We start from the raw sequence: 14521 nt of genomic DNA, 5'->3' as shown, positions 1-14521 counted from the left end.
CCCGAGGAGCGCAGAGCATGCCGTCCTACCTGTCACCCGGCGTATACGTCGAGGAGGTGGCCAGCGGCTCGCGTCCCATCGAGGGAGTGGGCACGTCGGTGGCGGCCTTCGTCGGGCTCGCCCCGCACGGCCCGCTGAACGAGCCGACGCTGGTGACCAACTGGTCCCAGTACGTCGCGGCCTTCGGTGCCTTCACCGACGGTTTCTACCTCGCGCACTCCGTGTACGGGTTCTTCAACAACGGTGGCAGCGCCGCGTACGTCGTACGTGTCGGCGGCAGCGCAGAGGGCTCGTCGGCGAACGGCTCGGCCCCGGCCGCCGTCGCGGGCGGTTCGGCCCCGGCCGCGCTCACCGCGGGCGAGCCGAAGCAGCTCGGCACGTTCAGCGTGACCGCCGTCGCGGGCGGCTCGCTCACCGTCGAGGTCGCCGACCCCGAGGGCGAGGGCCCCGCCGAGCGCTTCAAGCTGATCGTCAAGGACGGCGAGAAGCCGGTCGAGACCTTCGACGTGACCGCCAAGAAGGGCGGCCGCAACTACGTCGTCACGCAGGTGAAGGAGCGCTCCAAGCTCATCACCGTGCAGGAGGCGGCGCCCACCGCGCAGCTGGCGCGCCCCGAGAACCAGACGGTGGCCCTGGTGGCCCCTTCGGCCGCCTCGTCCACCTCCCCCGCCGTTCCCGCCGGGTCGGACGACTCGCACCCGGGCCCGGCCCAGTACCTCGGCGACTCCGCCGACCGCACCGGCTTCGGCGGCCTGGAGGCCGTCGACGAGATCTCCATGGTCGCGGTCCCCGACCTGATGGCCGCCTACCAGCGCGGCGCGATCGACCTGGAGGCCGTGAAGGCGGTCCAGCTCGGTCTGATCGCGCACTGCGAGCTGATGGGCGACCGGGTCGCCGTCATCGACCCGCCGCCCAGCCTGAACGCCCGTGAGATCCGTGTCTGGCGTCAGGAGACCGCGGGTTACGACTCCAAGTACGCGGCCCTGTACTACCCCTGGGTCAAGGTCTTCGACCCGGCGAGCGGCCAGTCCCGGCTGACCCCGCCGAGCGGCCACGTCGCCGGCATCTGGGCCCGCAACGACTTCGAGCGCGGTGTGCACAAGGCGCCCGCCAACGAGGTCGTACGCGGCGCGGTGGACCTGGAGCTGCAGATCACCCGCGGCGAGCAGGACCTGCTCAACCCCATCGGCGTCAACTGCATCCGCGCCTTCCCGGGCCGCGGCATCCGCGTCTGGGGCGCCCGCACCATGTCCTCGGACCCGGCCTGGCGCTACCTGAACGTGCGCCGGTACTTCAACTACCTGGAGGAGTCGATCCTGCTCGGCACCCAGTGGGTGGTGTTCGAGCCGAACGACCACAACCTGTGGGCCCGGATCCGGCGCAACGTCTCGGCGTTCCTCGTCAACGAGTGGCGCAGCGGCGCGCTCTTCGGCCAGCGGCCGGAAGAGGCGTTCTACGTCAAGTGCGACGAGGAGACCAACACCCCGGAGTCGGTCGACCTCGGACGGGTGATCTGCGAGATCGGCATCGCGCCCGTCAAGCCCGCCGAGTTCGTGATCTTCCGCCTGGCGCAGTTCTCCAGCGGCAGCGGCGAGCTGGAGGAGTAGGCACCGCCTGCCCCTCATAGCCAGCGCGCGCCTCCTCGTACGGCACCGACAAGAACCCTCAGAAGGACAGAGAACAGATGAGTCTCAGCCCGGGTGACGCTCTCACTTCACATAATTTCGGTCTCCAGATCGACGGCGTGATGGTCGAGTACCTCGCCGAGGTCAACGGCCTCAGCATCGAACAGGACGTCATCAAGCACCTGTCGAACTCGGCGCAGGGCAGGCCCGAGGTCAGTCTCATGCCCGGCGTGCAGAAGGACGGGCAGTGCACCGTCGTGCGCGGCATGACCCAGTCCCCGGCGTTCACGACGTGGATCAACGACTCGATCGCCGGTCAGATGAGCACGGCCCGCAAGAACGCCTCCATCATCATGATGGATTACCAGAACAACCCGGTGAAGCGGTACAACATGCGCAACGCCTGGTGTTCCAAGATCGACGCCAGTGCGCTCAAGGCCGGCGAGGCCTCCGCGCTGACCGAGACCGTGACCATCGTCTTCGAAGAACTGGTCATCGAGTAATGCGCCGTACTGCTGCCAGGGCGGGCGCGGGCCCGGTCGTGGACGCACCGGTGCCGGAGCCGGTGGCGGCGCCGGAGCAGATCCCTGCTCCGGCGCCCGCCGCCGCTCCGGCCCCGGCGCCCGCGCCGGTGGCCCAGCCGCTGCGCACGGAATTCCCCTTCGAACTCCCGCGCGGCTACGTCGACGACTCGGGCACGGTGCACCGGGACGGCGTGATGCGTCTCGCCACCGCCCGGGACGAGTTGATCCCGCTGCGGGACGTCCGTGTCCAGGAGAACCCCGCCTATCTGTCGGTGGTCCTGCTGGGCCGGGTCATCACCCGCCTGGGCACGGTGGCGATGGTGCACGACGGGGTGGTGGAGAACATGTTCGCCTCCGACCTCGCGTTCCTGCAGGACTTCTACCGGCAGGTCAACGCCGAGGGCCACACCCGCGCCGCCGTGGAGTGCCCGCACTGCTCGGAGCCCTTCGAGGTCGAACTCGGCGGGAGCCGCCTGGGGGAATCGTGACGTACGCGACCGACCGGCTGCACGAGGAGATCGCGTACGTCGCCTACCACTTCCACTGGAGCCTGGAGACGATCCTGGATCTCGAACACCAGGACCGCCGCCGCTACACGGAACAGATCGCGTCCCTGGTGACCAGGGGCGGGGCGGAGGGCTGATCGGTGGGGTTCTTCGACCGACTCAAGGGTGGTGCGGCGTCGTCCGCCGCACGTTCCGCGCCGGGGGCCACCCCGGCTCCCGAGGCGAACCCGGCCGCAGGGAACGGCGGTTCCACGACCGCGGGAGCGCGTACGGCCCCGGCGACGGCTGTGGCTACCGGACCGGCCGCGGTGGTCGGCTGGACGGGGCTGCCGCCGATCCAGCGGGCCGCCCTCGGGCGTACCGGTGTCGCGGACTCCGGTTTCGGCGGGCGGCTGAGCACCTGGCAGAACCCCTCCCTCACCGGAACCCTGTCCCACGCCGTCCTCGACGGAGCGCCGGGCGGGCTGATCAGGAACGCGCTCACCACGTCGGCCGGGCCCGTCCCCGGACTCGAACCGCCCTCGCGCGTCCTGCCGGTGGCGACGGCCGACGCTCCGGAGACCACCGCCCCGGCCCAGGCGCCCGGCGACGCGATCCCGGTACAGCGCGCGGCCCTTCCCGTCACGGCGTCCCGCCCGACGGGCCCCCGGGTGACGCCGGTACCTCCCAGACCCCACCGGCAGACTCCGCTGACCAGGGCGCCCGCCACGCCCGCAGTACAGCGGCGGGCTCTGCCGGTGGCCCGCCGGACGGCTCCGGCCGCCACGGCGGTGCAGGGTCCGGCTTCTTCGGGCCCCGCGCTGTCCGGCCCCGCACCGACGGTCCCTGCCCTGTCGGACGCGCCGACAGACGCCCCGATGCCGGGTCCCGCGGCGCCGAGTCCTGCGGTGTCCGGTCCGACACCGTCGGGCTCCGCCGCTCCCGGGAGGGGTGAGCCCACGAGGGCGCCCTCCGCGGGGGCAGGGGTCAATGTCCAGCGGGCCCCGGCGCCCGGCCCGGTCGGCACACCGGCCCGCGCGGGCAGCCCCGGCCCGACCGGCCTGGGCGACGCGGCTCCGGCCGGTCCCGTCAGGGCCGCGTCCGGCGACGGTACGGCGACCGGCTCCAGCAGCCGTGCTGCCGGGGCCGGCGGTACGGGGGTCGGCCCCGGCAGCGCGGTGACCCGTTCCACCGGTCCGGCGCTCAACGTGCAGCGGTCGAGGGCCGGTTCGGGCAACGGCAATACAGCGGCCACACCTGCGCCCGCCCCTACGTCCGCGCCTGCCCCGGCTGGGAACTCGGCCTCCGGTTCGGCCACCACCGGATCCACCGCCGCGGCCCCCGGCCCCGTCCGGCCGACGCCGTCCGGCAGCGGCAGCCCGGCGACTCGCCCCAGCGGAACGGCCACCGGCCCCACCTCGGTCCAGAGGGCGACGGCCGGACCCGCCCCGACGGCCGACACGCCTGCCGCTCCCGCCGCCACGCCGACGCGGCCCGCCGAGCCTGCGGCCGACGTCCAGCGGTCGACGGCCGGCCCCCGCGACACGACCGCCGCACGCGCCGGGACGAGCGCACCCGGTCCTGCCGCCACAGCCGCCGCTCCCCCGGCCCCGCCTGCCACCGGCAACGCGCCGGTCCGCGTACAGAAGGCGGCGGCCACCCCCGGCAGCACGCAGGCCGGCCCGAGCGCCGCCCCCGGCAGCTCAGCGGTCCACGTCCAACGGGCGGCGACCGACTCCAGCCGTACGCCCACGGCCTCCGCCGGGACACCCACTGAACCGAGCCGCCCCACAAGCACCCCTGCCGGGACCGAGGTCGGTCCCGGCAGGACGGCGAACGGCCCGCGCGGCACGGCGACCGGACCGGGCGACTCGGCACCGAGCGTCCAGCGGGCTTCCGCCGGTTCGACCGGCTCCACCGGTTCCGCTGGTTCGACTGCTTCCGCAGGCTCGACTGGTTCCGCCGGTTCCAGCGCCACGGCTGCCCGTTCCAGCGGCTCGGCGGTCGACGTCCAGCGTGCGCAGGCCGATTCGGGCAGTTCGGCGGCCTCCCCTGTGGCAAGCCCGACCGGCCCGTCGAGCCCGGCGTCCGGACCTGTCCGCCCGACGACCGGCCCCGGCAGCGGCAGCGGCAACGGCATCAGCGGCCCCGTGACTCGCTCCACCGGCACGGCAACCGGCGCGGCGGGCAACGCCCCTTCGGGCACGGCGCCCGCAGTCCAGAGGGCAGCGGCCGCGAACTCGCCCGCTCCCACGCCGAGTCCGAGCAGCCCCGGCACCCCTGCCACAGCTCCCGCCGCGACTCCTCCCGCCGCCCCCGCTCCGACTCCCGCGCGCGCCCGGTCCGCCCCGAGTTCGTACCCCGTGCAGCGGAGTGCTTCCGGTGGGGTGAGGCGGATGGGTCTCGGTGCGCCGACCTCGGGGAACCCGTCCGCCACCCGCTCGACATCCGCACACCCGGGCCCGGCGGCCCAACTGCCCACCTCCTCCGCCACCCCGCCGTCGACCCCGTCGGCCCCCTCGGCTCCGGCGACCGGCCCGACCGCGCCCACGGCCCCCACGAACCCCGCGGGCGCCACGGCCCCCGCGAACCGTCCGCACGTGTCAGCCGCCTCCCCGACGCCCCCGCCCTCGGCCCCGACCCCGCCGACCAGCAGCCCGGCCGCCCCCTCGCAGGGCGTCCCGGTCCAGCGGGCCGCCGCGCCCGCCCCTCGACAGCGCCCCCTGCTCGGTGCTCCCCTCTCCGCCCCTCCCGCGGACGCGCAGCCCCTCTCCGGGCGTACCTCTCAGGGCAGTTCGGGCTCTGCCGTACCGCCCTCCGTGCAGCGCGCGGCGGCAGCCCACCAGGCACAGTCCCCGAGCCCCGCGCCCACCCCGACACCGGCACCGGCACCGGCACCGGCGACCCGCGCTCACCGTCTTCCGCCGGCCGTACCCCTGTCGGCCCCCGCCTCCAACGGCCTTTCCGTACAGCGCGCCACGGCGGCCCCCTCCGCGGTGGTCCCGACCAGTGCGCCCCCCTCCGGTGCGGGCACCCGAGCCGTGAGCAGCCTCCAGGCACCGGCGTCCGCGTCGGCGCAGGCTCCGGCACGAGCCCAGGCACCGGCGCCGAAGCCGGTGTCCGGACCCGCGCCCGCCGTGCAGCGCTCGGCCATCAGCACGTCCGCGTCGGCCACTCCGCCTACGGTCACCGCTCCGATGCGCGGCCTGACACCCGCCCGCGCCCTCGCGCCGGCCCTGACGCCCACGGCACCCCCGGCGAGTGGGCGTCCGGCGCCCCCGGCCCCCGTACCGCTGCGCCGCCCGGCAGCCAGGAGCAGCCGGCCCGGATCGCCCGGTGCCGGACCGGTCGTACAGCGGGCCGTCGCTCCCGGTGCTCCGGCCGGCCGTGCCGTGCCGCTCCTCGCGGTCGCCCAGTCCGCTCCCGGTGCCGCCACGGCCGCCGGGACGGCCAGGACGACCCCGGCCGCGCAGCCGCTGAGGCAGCCGAGTGCCTACCCCGCTCCGCCAGTTGTGCAGCGGGCGGTCGCCGCGCCCCGGACGGCCCAGGCACCCGGGGCCGTCACCGCCGCGGCTCCCGCCCCGGCACCGGCCCCCGCGTCGGCGCCCCCCGCTCCCGTCCCCGTACAACGGGCTCCCGGTGGTCTGCTGCCGACGTCCGCCAGGACCACGACGGCCGTCTCCGCCGTCACGGCCCGCGGCAGTTCGTCGCGCGGTTCGTCCGGGGGCTCGGCCGACGACCCGCCGCCGTACGAGCAGGGCGGGCCCCCGCCCGCGTACACCGCGGTCGCCAAGGGCCAGTTCGACCCCCGCTCCCTGACCGACTTCCAGCTCGACGAGCTCACGCACCGGTTGATCAGCCGGATCACCCGGCTGATCCGTACCGAGCTGCGGCTCGACCGGGAGCGGATCGGCAAGCTCCGCGACCCACGTCGATAAGCGGCCGCCGACCACCCGCACCCCGGCTCCATCCGGCACCACCCCGCACGACCGACGTCCGCAGAAAGGCCGCCCCCGATGCCCCGCGATCTCGACCCGGGCTCCACCATCTTCTTCACCCTGACCATCGACGGCGAGAGCCTCGGTTACTTCAACGGGTGTGAGGGACTGTCGTCCGCGGTGGAGATCGAGCACCGCCAGGAGGGCGGCAACAACGGGTTCGTCTGGCAGCTTCCGTCCCGTGTCACCTTCTCCAACATCCGGCTGACCCGGCCGCTGACCCCCGACACCTCCAAGGTCGCGGCCTGGATCTCGTCCGTGGCCACGGGCATCAAGCGGCCCACCGCGCAGATCGCCGCGCTGCGCGCGGACGGCTCCGAGGTGGCGCACTGGGGGCTGATCGACGTGCTGCCGGTGAGCTGGCAGGGCCCCTCCCTGGACCCGGCCAACCCGAGCGTGGCCACCGAGGTCCTGGAGATCACTCACCACGGATTCACGGACTGAGGGCGGGACACCACCATGGCCAAGGGAAGCAAGGGCGCGGGCAAGAGCCTCGTACGCGCCACGATCGCCATCCACGAGCCGCCCGTCGGGTCGAGCACCACCCCGGGCGGTCTGATCAAGACGTTCAACTTCGACTTCAACCCGTCCCAGCTGCAGCTGAACCGGCGCTCCCAGTGGAAGTCCACGCCCGCCGCGGCCGTACGCGACGGCACGGTCCCGGAGTTCATGGGGCCCGAACCGCGGCAGATGACGGTCGAGATCTTCCTGGACTCGTCCATGAAGCCGACCAGCAACGCCGTGCTGAAGAACGTGGAGTCCCTTCTCGACTGCTGCGAGGTGACGGCCAAGAGCATCGCCGCGAAGCAGCCGTCGCCGCCCTGGGTGGTCTTCCAGTGGGGCTCGTTCTCGACGGCGCGCTTCACCTCGTACGTGGAGTCCGTGAACGTCACCTACTCGCTGTTCGGCACGACGGGTGTGCCGATCCGGGCGACCTGCCAGGTGGCGCTGCACGAGATCCCCAGCAAGACCAAGGGCCAGAACCCGACCTCGGGCGCGCTCACCGCGCAGCGGGTGCACCGGGTCGTCGCGGGCGACTCCCTGCAGTCGCTGGCCTGGCGCGAGTACGGCAACGCGTCCGCCTGGCGCGCGATCGCCGAGTCCAACGGGATCGACAATCCCGCGCACCTGCCCACGGGCATCGAGCTGGTCCTGCCCTCCGCCGAGGAGGTGCGCTTCTGATGGCGAAGACGTCCTTCTCCAACATCATCCACGTCACCATCGACGGCAAGAAGATCCCGCCCGACTACATCAACCTGCTCGTCGCCGGCTGGGCCGACCTCGGCGCGGGGGTGCCCGGCGAGTTCCGGCTCACCTTCCGGGACCCGGACCGTGAAGTGCTCGGCAAGCTGAACATCCGGTTCGGCTCCAAGGTGGTCATCGCCCCCGTCGCCGACGGCCAGGGCGCGGGAAACCCGCTGATCACCGGCGAGGTCACCGGCATGGAGACCGACTACGACGGCACCGGTACGTTCAGCGTCGTACGCGGCTACGACCCGGGGCACCGGCTGATGCGGGTGCGCAGGGTGGCCGCGTACCGCAACCAGACCGCCTCCGACATCGCGCGCAAGCTGGCCGCGATGAACGGCGTCGCGATCGGGAAGATCCAGACCACCAAGACGGTCTACGAGTTCATCAGCCAGTCCAATGTGACGGACTGGGACTTTCTCGCGCGGCTCGCCGACGAGAACGAGATGGTGATGTCGCTGGACGCCAAGGGGAAGTTCGAGTTCGCCGAGCCGGACCCGGCGTCCAAGGCACCCCCGGTCAGCTCCCCCGACGACCCGAACCCCCGTGTGCTGCGCGGCCGGGTCGACGTACTGCGCTGCCGGGCCGCCGTCACCGCCGCCGACCAGGTCGACAAGGTCGAGGCGCGCGGCTGGGACATCCCGACCAAGAAGAAGATCGTCGAGCTGACGAAGGCGGGCACCTACTCCGGCTTCTCCATCGGCACCACCCCGCAGAAGGCCGCCAACGCCTTCAAGGCCGCCAAGCTCGTCGAGACCGACACCCCGTACGACCGCCGGCCCGAGGTGAAGTTCGCCGCCGCCTCCCTCGCGGACGACATCACCTCGTCGTTCGCCGAGCTGGAGGTCACGGTGCACGGCAATCCCGTGCTGCGCCCAGGGGTGGCCATCGCGCTCAGCGACGTCGGCGTGCCCTTCGAGGGCAAGTACACGGTCACCTCGGTACGGCACACCTTCGGCGCGGGCAGTCACTACGAGACGCTGGTGACCGTGAGCGGCCGGCAGTGGCGCTCCCTGTTCGGGCTGACGTCCGGCGGCGGCGCGTCGGCGCCCCGGCTGCCGAGTGTGGCCAACGCGCTCGTCACGGACGTACAGGACCCGCTGAAGCAGGGCCGGGTGAAGCTGCAGTTCCCGTGGCTGGACGACGCGTACGTCAGCGACTGGACGCGGACCGTGCAGCTGGGCGGCAAGGCGGGCGGCGGAATCTTCCCGATGGACGTCGGCGACGAGGTGCTGGTCGCCTTCGACCGGGGGGCGCTCGACCACCCCTTCGTCATCGGCGGCCTCTACAACGGCATCGACAAGCCGACCGTCGTGAAGGACGTGCAACTGCACGACCCGGTCAAGAAGAAGGCGATCCGGCACACCCTGTCCGACCGGGACGGCAACCGGGTGGACCTGCTCAGCCAGCAGACCGGCGGCCGCAAACAGGGTGTCCGGGTGGCCAGCGGCAACGACAAGCTGATCATCAACCTCGACCGCACCAAGACCGAGATCACCGTGGACAGCAAGGGCGCCGTCGCCATCACGGGCGGTACCTCGGTGTCCGTCGACGCGGGTACCAGTCTCTCGCTGAGCGCCCGGACCAGCATCAGCATCAAGAGCGGCGGGCCGCTCACCCTCCAGGGCCGCGGGATCGTCAGCCTCAAGTCGCTCGGCGGCGCGGTGACCGTGGACGCGATGGGTGCCCTCAACCTCAAGGCGATCGGTGCCCTCTCGGCGACCGCGGGCGGCACCATGCAGTTCACCACCATCGGCCAGATCGGCATGCGGGCCATCAACATCGACCTCATGGGCCTGCTGACGGTCAACAAGATCAAGTACCCGTTCGGGTGACGGCCGGGACCATGACGACCCCGACGCCCCTGACCAGCGTGACCACCATGACGACCATGACGACGAGGACGAGAAGGCGGGTGGCCCCCTGATGGCCGAGCAGTTCGTCGGATCCGGCTGGGCGTTCCCGCTGCGCATCGGCCCCACCGGGGGCATCGCCCTGGTCAGCGGGGAGCGCGAGATCGAGGAGGCCATCCGGCTCGTGCTGGCCACCGCGCCGGGCGAGCGGCCGATGCGCCCCGAGTTCGGCTGCGCCATCCACGACCTGGTGTTCGCCCCGGTCAACGAGGCCACCGCCGGCCGTATCCAGCACGAGGTGTACACGAGCCTCGACCGCTGGGAGCCGCGCATCGAGGTGAGCGACGTCGATGTGACCGCCGGCTCCGACACCGAGCAGGGCGTCCTGTTCATCGACGTCCGCTACTCGATCCGCGGCACCAACAACCCGCGCAGCCTCGTCTTCCCGTTCTACGTCATCCCCTCCCACGAGGAGCCCGACGCCCCCGGCGCGGGCGACTCCCCTGAAAGCGACCGCTGATGGCACTGCCCTCCCCGAACCTCGACGACCGCCGCTTCCAGCAGTTCGTCGACGACGCCAAGCGCTACATCCAGCAGCGCGCCCCGGAGTGGACCGACCACAACGTCTCCGACCCGGGCGTCACCCTCGTGGAAACGGTCGCCCACATGGCCGACCAGATCGTCTACCGGCTCAACCGGGTGCCGGACAAGAACCACCTGGCGTTCCTGGACCTGGTGGGCATCACCCTCTTCCCGCCCTCCGCCGCGCGGACGGACGTCACGTTCTGGCTGTCCGCGCCGCAGGACGAGCCGGTGCTGCTGCCGGTGGGCACCGAGGTCGCCACCACGCGCACCGAGAGCGAGGAGGCCGCGGTCTTCGCCACCGAGCACGAACTGACCGTCGTACCGTGCGGGTTGCGGTACCTGGTGGTGCAGCGCACCGGTGAGCCGTTCGCCGACAGGACCGCCGACCTCGCCGAGGGCAAGGACGTCATGTGCTTCACCGAGGCCCCCCGGCCCGGTGACTGCATGCTGCTCGGGCTCAGCGCCGCCGTGCCGCACTGCGCGGTCGCGATGGAACTGGACAGCCGGGTCGACGGCGTCGGCGTGGACCCGCGGCAGCCTCCGCTGCTGTGGGAGGCGTGGACCGAGGACGGCTGGGTCGTCTGCGAGATCGACCGGGACGGCACCGGCGGTCTGAACCGGCCGGGCGAGGTCGTCCTGCACGTTCCCGGCGCGCACACCCTGTCACGCACCGGCGGCCAGGAGGCCGGCTGGCTGCGCTGCCGGGTCACCGAGCCGCTGCCCGACCAGCCCTTCTACACGACCTCGCCGACCGTGCGCTCCGTGGACGCGTTCACCCTCGGCGGCACCACCACGGCCGTGCACGCCGAGACCATCACCGACGAGGCACTCGGCGAGTCCAGCGGACTGCCCGGGCAGCGGCTGCGGCTGGCCCACTTCCCCGTGGTGGGCGACACCCCTCCGGTACTGCTGCAGACCGCCGAGCACGAGGGCTGGACCGACTGGGAGGTCGTCCCCTCGTTCGCCGCGTCCACCCCGCACGACCGGCACATCACCCTGGACGCCGCGACCGGCGACATCGCCTTCGGCCCGGCGGTACGGGAACCCGACGGCACCCTGCGCCAGTACGGGGCGGTGGCCCCCAAGGGCGCCGTCATCCGCGCCCGCCGCTACCGCACCGGTGGCGGCCGGGCCGGGAACGTGGCCCGCGGCGCCGTCCAGGTGCTGCGCACCTCCGTCCCGTACGTCTCCGAGGTCGTCAACCGGGAGGCGGCGCGCGGCGGCGTCGACGGCGAGACGGTGGAGGAGGCGAAGACCCGCGCGCCCATCACGCTGCGCGCCCAGGAGCGGGCGGTGACCCTGCGCGACTACGAGGAGCTGGCCCGCCGGGCCGCGCCCGACACGGCCCGGATCACCTGTCTGGAGGGCGACGAGGGCGAGCACGGGGCGTACGCGGTACGGGTGCTGGTGGTCCCGCAGGCCGTGCCCGACCCCGGTGGCCGGCTGCGTTTCGAGCAACTCGTCCCCGGTGACGGCCTGTTGCGCCGCATCACCCGCCACCTCGACGAACGGCGTCTGATCGGGACCCGGTTGGCCGTGGGGCCGCCGTTCTACCAGGGCATCACGGTGGTCGCCACGGTGCACGCGTTCCGCGGCACGGACACGGACCGGGTGCGCCGTCAGGCGCACGACGCCCTGTACCGGCACCTCGACCCGCTGACCGGCGGCGCCGACGGCCGGGGCTGGCCCTTCGGCCGGCCCGTGCAGTCCGGCGAGGTCTTCGCCGTCCTCCAGCGCGTCCCCGGTGTCGAACTGGTCGACGAGGTCCAGCTCCACCCGGCCGACCCGCTGACCGGCAAGCGCGGCGACCCGACCGACCGCATCGACCTCGCCGCCCCGTCCCTGGTCTTCTCCTTCGACCACCGGGTCCGCGTGATCGGGGACCGCGCATGAGGGGGTCCATCGACGGGCTGGGATCCTCCGCGCCCATCGGCATGACGCTGCCCGCCGTGTTCGCCGACGACGATCTGGCCCAGCGGTTCGTCGGCGGGCTCGACGACGTGCTCGCGCCGATCCTCGCCGTCCTCGACAACCTGGACTCCTACTTCACGCCGAGCCTGGCACCGGTGGACTTCACCCGGTGGCTGGCCGGCTGGGTCGGCGCCGAGACCGACGGGAGCGAGCCGGAGGACCGGCTGCGCGCCGCCGTCGCCGCCGCCGCGTTCCTCCACCGGGTACGGGGCACCAGCCGCGGCCTGTCCGAGGCGGTGCGCCTGGTGTTCGGCGTGGCCCCGGAGATCACCGAGAGCGGCGGCGCCTCCTGGGACGCCCGGCCGCTCGGCCCGGTCCCCGGCGACCGCCGCCCCCGCCTGCACGTCGCTCTACGGCTGCCCGACCCGACCCGGGCGGACGAACACCGCCTCGACAGCCTGGTGGCAGCCGCCCGTCCCGCCCACATGCCCTACACGGTCCAGGTGACCGCCGCCGAAAGGACTCCCGAGAGATGACCAGCCAGAACTCCGGCACGGGACAGGAGCCGGCGCGGAGCTGTGCCGAATGCGGCACCCGCGCGGAGCCCGGCCAGTCCTTCTGCGATTCCTGCGGTGCGGTACTCGGCTGGGGCACCGGCCGTAACGCCGCGGCCCCGGTGGCCGCGGGAGCCGCCGCCCCGGCGCGGGACTCCGCGACCGGCCGCGGGACCGACGACAACCCGGGCAACAGCTCGGGCAACAGTCCGGCCGGCAGTCCGGGCAACGACCCGCGGAACGACCCGGGCTGGGACGCGTTCGCGGTGTCCGGTGCCGGTACGGGTACGGCCCGCACGGCCCACGACACCCCGGCCACGGCGGTCGGTTCGGCGGCCGTCCCCACCGGCGGGGACGAGACCCACCGGCGCGACGGCGGCGACACCGGCTCCGGGCAGGGCTCGGACTCCGCCTCCGGCGCCGGTCAGGGCTCCGGGACCCGGCAGCCGGACAGCGCCTCCGCGGGCTCCGGCAGCACCCCGGCCGGCCCCTCCGCGTCGGCCGACACCTCCGGCACGGGCAACGGTTCGGGCCCCGGTGCGGGCGCCTCCATACCCGAGCAGCGGAACCAGGCGGCGGCCCCCGCGAGCGCGGCCCCCGCCGCCGCCCCCGCCCCCGACGTCTTCGCCGCCCTCACTCCCCGAACGGCGACACCGGACGGCTCCTACTCCAACGACGCCGACACCGAGCCGAGGGTGGCCCTCGGCCACGGAGCCCCGCCCCCCTCCACCGCCGACACCGCGGGCGACCGGGCCAGGTCCCTCCTCATCCCCGTGAACGACCCCGAACCCCGGGCACCCGTCACCCCCGCCGTCGCCCCCGTGCTCCCGGGCCTCCCGGTGGCAGGCCGCCCCCAGGTCCGCGCCCCGGGCCCCGAGTCCGGCCCGGAGGACGGTCCGCCGTGCCCCTGGTGCTCCACCCCCAACCGCCCCGACCGGCACTTCTGCGGTCGGTGCGCCATGCCGATGGAGGGCGGCCCGCGCCCGCCGGACCGGCAGCCCTGGTGGCGCCGCCTGCTGAACTTCGGCAACCCGCCCACCCCGTGGGCGGGCGAGCGCCCCCGCCTGCGCCGCGGCTTCGGGCGCATCATGAACTGGGTCGTCGGCGCCGCCGTACTGGGCCTGCTCATCGCCCTCATCGTCAACATCGGTGACGGGATCGACGCGACCCGCGACCACTTCGCCAAACGCGCCCCGGTCGGCCCGGACAGTGTCAGGGCGTCCCGCTCGTACCCCGGGCACAGCGCGCAGCTCGCCTTCGACGGCCTCAGCAACACCTGGTGGGGCCCGGGGGTCTCGCAGGCCGGTGAGGGCGAGTGGGTGGAGGCCCGCTTCGACACCCCGACCCGGCTGCTGGACGTGGTGTTCACCTCCGGCGTCTCGGCCAAGCAGGAGCACCTCCAGGAGTCGGCCCTCCCGAAGCGCATCGAGGCGCAGATCACCACCGCCGACGGAAAGAAGAGCACCCGGTTCCTCACCCTCGACCGGAGCGCCGGCGGCCAGGCCCGCAAGTTCCGGGTGGGTGAGGTGGTCGCGGTGCGGTTCATCCTGCGCTCGGCCTACGCCGCCGACGCCAAGAAGCAGGTGTCCATCGCCGAGATCGAGTTCTTCGGCCGCTCGAACACCAGCAGGTCGTGATGAGCGCCACGGCACCGGCAAGAGCTGAAAACAGCCATCCCTGATGACTTTCGACCACTCCCGACCGCATCATGTGCAGGTTGTTGTCTCACGATGCGGTC

14 protein-coding genes are annotated in these 14521 nt (G+C 73.4%); 12 read left to right on the top strand and 2 right to left on the bottom strand.

Features of this window, described 5'->3' with window-relative positions; genetic code table 11:
• The first annotated feature begins 17 nt into the window (after positions 1 to 17).
• The 4 genes from OHS59_RS24000 to OHS59_RS23985 all read left to right on the top strand — a co-directional run bounded on the left by OHS59_RS24000 (position 18) and on the right by OHS59_RS23985 (position 2792).
• A complete protein-coding gene (locus OHS59_RS24000) occupies positions 18 to 1607 on the top strand; it encodes a phage tail sheath subtilisin-like domain-containing protein (RefSeq protein WP_328495463.1) in 1590 nt (529 codons plus the stop codon).
• Between the two features lie 77 nt (positions 1608 to 1684).
• Positions 1685 to 2128 carry a phage tail protein gene (locus OHS59_RS23995; RefSeq protein WP_143640089.1) on the top strand — a complete coding sequence of 148 codons (444 nt, stop codon included), beginning with the start codon at positions 1685 to 1687 and terminating at the stop codon, positions 2126 to 2128.
• Entirely contained in the window at positions 2128 to 2637 is a 510-nt protein-coding gene (locus tag OHS59_RS23990) for a hypothetical protein (protein WP_328495462.1), read from the top strand. The genes OHS59_RS23995 and OHS59_RS23990 overlap by 1 nt, the downstream gene beginning before the upstream one ends.
• Positions 2634 to 2792: a DUF6760 family protein gene (locus tag OHS59_RS23985; protein WP_188114298.1), complete on the top strand. Its 159-nt coding sequence runs from the start codon at positions 2634 to 2636 to the stop codon at positions 2790 to 2792. The genes OHS59_RS23990 and OHS59_RS23985 overlap by 4 nt, the downstream gene beginning before the upstream one ends.
• Here the strand turns inward: OHS59_RS23985 and OHS59_RS23980 are convergent.
• Positions 2741 to 5212, bottom strand: coding sequence for a hypothetical protein (locus OHS59_RS23980; protein ID WP_328495461.1), 2472 nt, complete (start codon positions 5210 to 5212; stop codon positions 2741 to 2743). The genes OHS59_RS23985 and OHS59_RS23980 overlap by 52 nt on opposite strands.
• Positions 5213 to 5545: 333 nt before the next feature.
• Positions 5546 to 5809 (bottom strand): hypothetical protein, encoded by a 264-nt coding sequence (locus tag OHS59_RS23975; RefSeq protein ID WP_328495460.1) that lies wholly within the window; start codon positions 5807 to 5809, stop codon positions 5546 to 5548.
• Positions 5810 to 5831: 22 nt separating this feature from the next.
• Between OHS59_RS23975 and OHS59_RS23970 the strand changes: the two genes are divergently transcribed.
• From OHS59_RS23970 to OHS59_RS23935, 8 genes are all read left to right on the top strand, one after another.
• Complete coding sequence (locus tag OHS59_RS23970; RefSeq protein WP_328495459.1) at positions 5832 to 6572, top strand: extensin; 741 nt, start codon at positions 5832 to 5834, stop codon at positions 6570 to 6572.
• A gap of 78 nt (positions 6573 to 6650) precedes the next feature.
• Positions 6651 to 7076 carry a phage tail protein gene (locus OHS59_RS23965; protein WP_328495458.1) on the top strand — a complete coding sequence of 142 codons (426 nt, stop codon included), beginning with the start codon at positions 6651 to 6653 and terminating at the stop codon, positions 7074 to 7076.
• A gap of 15 nt (positions 7077 to 7091) precedes the next feature.
• On the top strand, positions 7092 to 7814 hold the full coding sequence (locus OHS59_RS23960) for a CIS tube protein (RefSeq protein WP_328495457.1): 723 nt from the start codon (positions 7092 to 7094) through the stop codon (positions 7812 to 7814).
• Positions 7814 to 9715 carry a VgrG-related protein gene (locus OHS59_RS23955; protein ID WP_328495456.1) on the top strand — a complete coding sequence of 634 codons (1902 nt, stop codon included), beginning with the start codon at positions 7814 to 7816 and terminating at the stop codon, positions 9713 to 9715. The genes OHS59_RS23960 and OHS59_RS23955 overlap by 1 nt, the downstream gene beginning before the upstream one ends.
• 91 nt (positions 9716 to 9806) lie before the next feature.
• Entirely contained in the window at positions 9807 to 10253 is a 447-nt protein-coding gene (locus OHS59_RS23950; protein ID WP_248778471.1) for a GPW/gp25 family protein, read from the top strand.
• The gene (locus OHS59_RS23945) at positions 10253 to 12211 is read left to right on the top strand and encodes a putative baseplate assembly protein (protein WP_328495455.1); all 1959 of its coding nucleotides are present in this window, start codon (positions 10253 to 10255) and stop codon (positions 12209 to 12211) included. Before OHS59_RS23950 ends, OHS59_RS23945 begins: the two co-directional genes overlap by 1 nt.
• Entirely contained in the window at positions 12208 to 12765 is a 558-nt protein-coding gene (locus OHS59_RS23940; protein ID WP_328495454.1) for a phage tail protein, read from the top strand. The genes OHS59_RS23945 and OHS59_RS23940 overlap by 4 nt, the downstream gene beginning before the upstream one ends.
• On the top strand, positions 12762 to 14420 hold the full coding sequence (locus tag OHS59_RS23935; protein ID WP_328495453.1) for an NADase-type glycan-binding domain-containing protein: 1659 nt from the start codon (positions 12762 to 12764) through the stop codon (positions 14418 to 14420). Before OHS59_RS23940 ends, OHS59_RS23935 begins: the two co-directional genes overlap by 4 nt.
• Positions 14421 to 14521: the final 101 nt, after the last annotated feature.

Origin of the sequence: Streptomyces sp. NBC_00414 (assembly GCF_036038375.1) — a bacterium.
Classification (GTDB): domain Bacteria; phylum Actinomycetota; class Actinomycetes; order Streptomycetales; family Streptomycetaceae; genus Streptomyces.
This window is presented reverse-complemented; position numbering and strand designations above follow the sequence as displayed.

Excerpts from the sequence above, each read along its gene's own strand:
- OHS59_RS24000 (WP_328495463.1), top strand. The coding sequence starts at position 18 with ATGCCGTCCTACCTGTCACCCGGCGTATACGTCGAGGAGGTGGCCAGC.
- OHS59_RS23990 (WP_328495462.1), top strand. The coding sequence starts at position 2,128 with ATGCGCCGTACTGCTGCCAGGGCGGGCGCGGGCCCGGTCGTGGACGCA.
- OHS59_RS23960 (WP_328495457.1), top strand. The coding sequence starts at position 7,092 with ATGGCCAAGGGAAGCAAGGGCGCGGGCAAGAGCCTCGTACGCGCCACG.
- OHS59_RS23935 (WP_328495453.1), top strand. The coding sequence starts at position 12,762 with ATGACCAGCCAGAACTCCGGCACGGGACAGGAGCCGGCGCGGAGCTGT.
- OHS59_RS23970 (WP_328495459.1), top strand. The coding sequence starts at position 5,832 with ATGCGCGGCCTGACACCCGCCCGCGCCCTCGCGCCGGCCCTGACGCCC.
- OHS59_RS23965 (WP_328495458.1), top strand. The coding sequence starts at position 6,651 with ATGCCCCGCGATCTCGACCCGGGCTCCACCATCTTCTTCACCCTGACC.
- OHS59_RS23950 (WP_248778471.1), top strand. The coding sequence starts at position 9,807 with ATGGCCGAGCAGTTCGTCGGATCCGGCTGGGCGTTCCCGCTGCGCATC.
- OHS59_RS23940 (WP_328495454.1), top strand. The coding sequence starts at position 12,208 with ATGAGGGGGTCCATCGACGGGCTGGGATCCTCCGCGCCCATCGGCATG.
- OHS59_RS23955 (WP_328495456.1), top strand. The coding sequence starts at position 7,814 with ATGGCGAAGACGTCCTTCTCCAACATCATCCACGTCACCATCGACGGC.
- OHS59_RS23995 (WP_143640089.1), top strand. The coding sequence starts at position 1,685 with ATGAGTCTCAGCCCGGGTGACGCTCTCACTTCACATAATTTCGGTCTC.
- OHS59_RS23945 (WP_328495455.1), top strand. The coding sequence starts at position 10,253 with ATGGCACTGCCCTCCCCGAACCTCGACGACCGCCGCTTCCAGCAGTTC.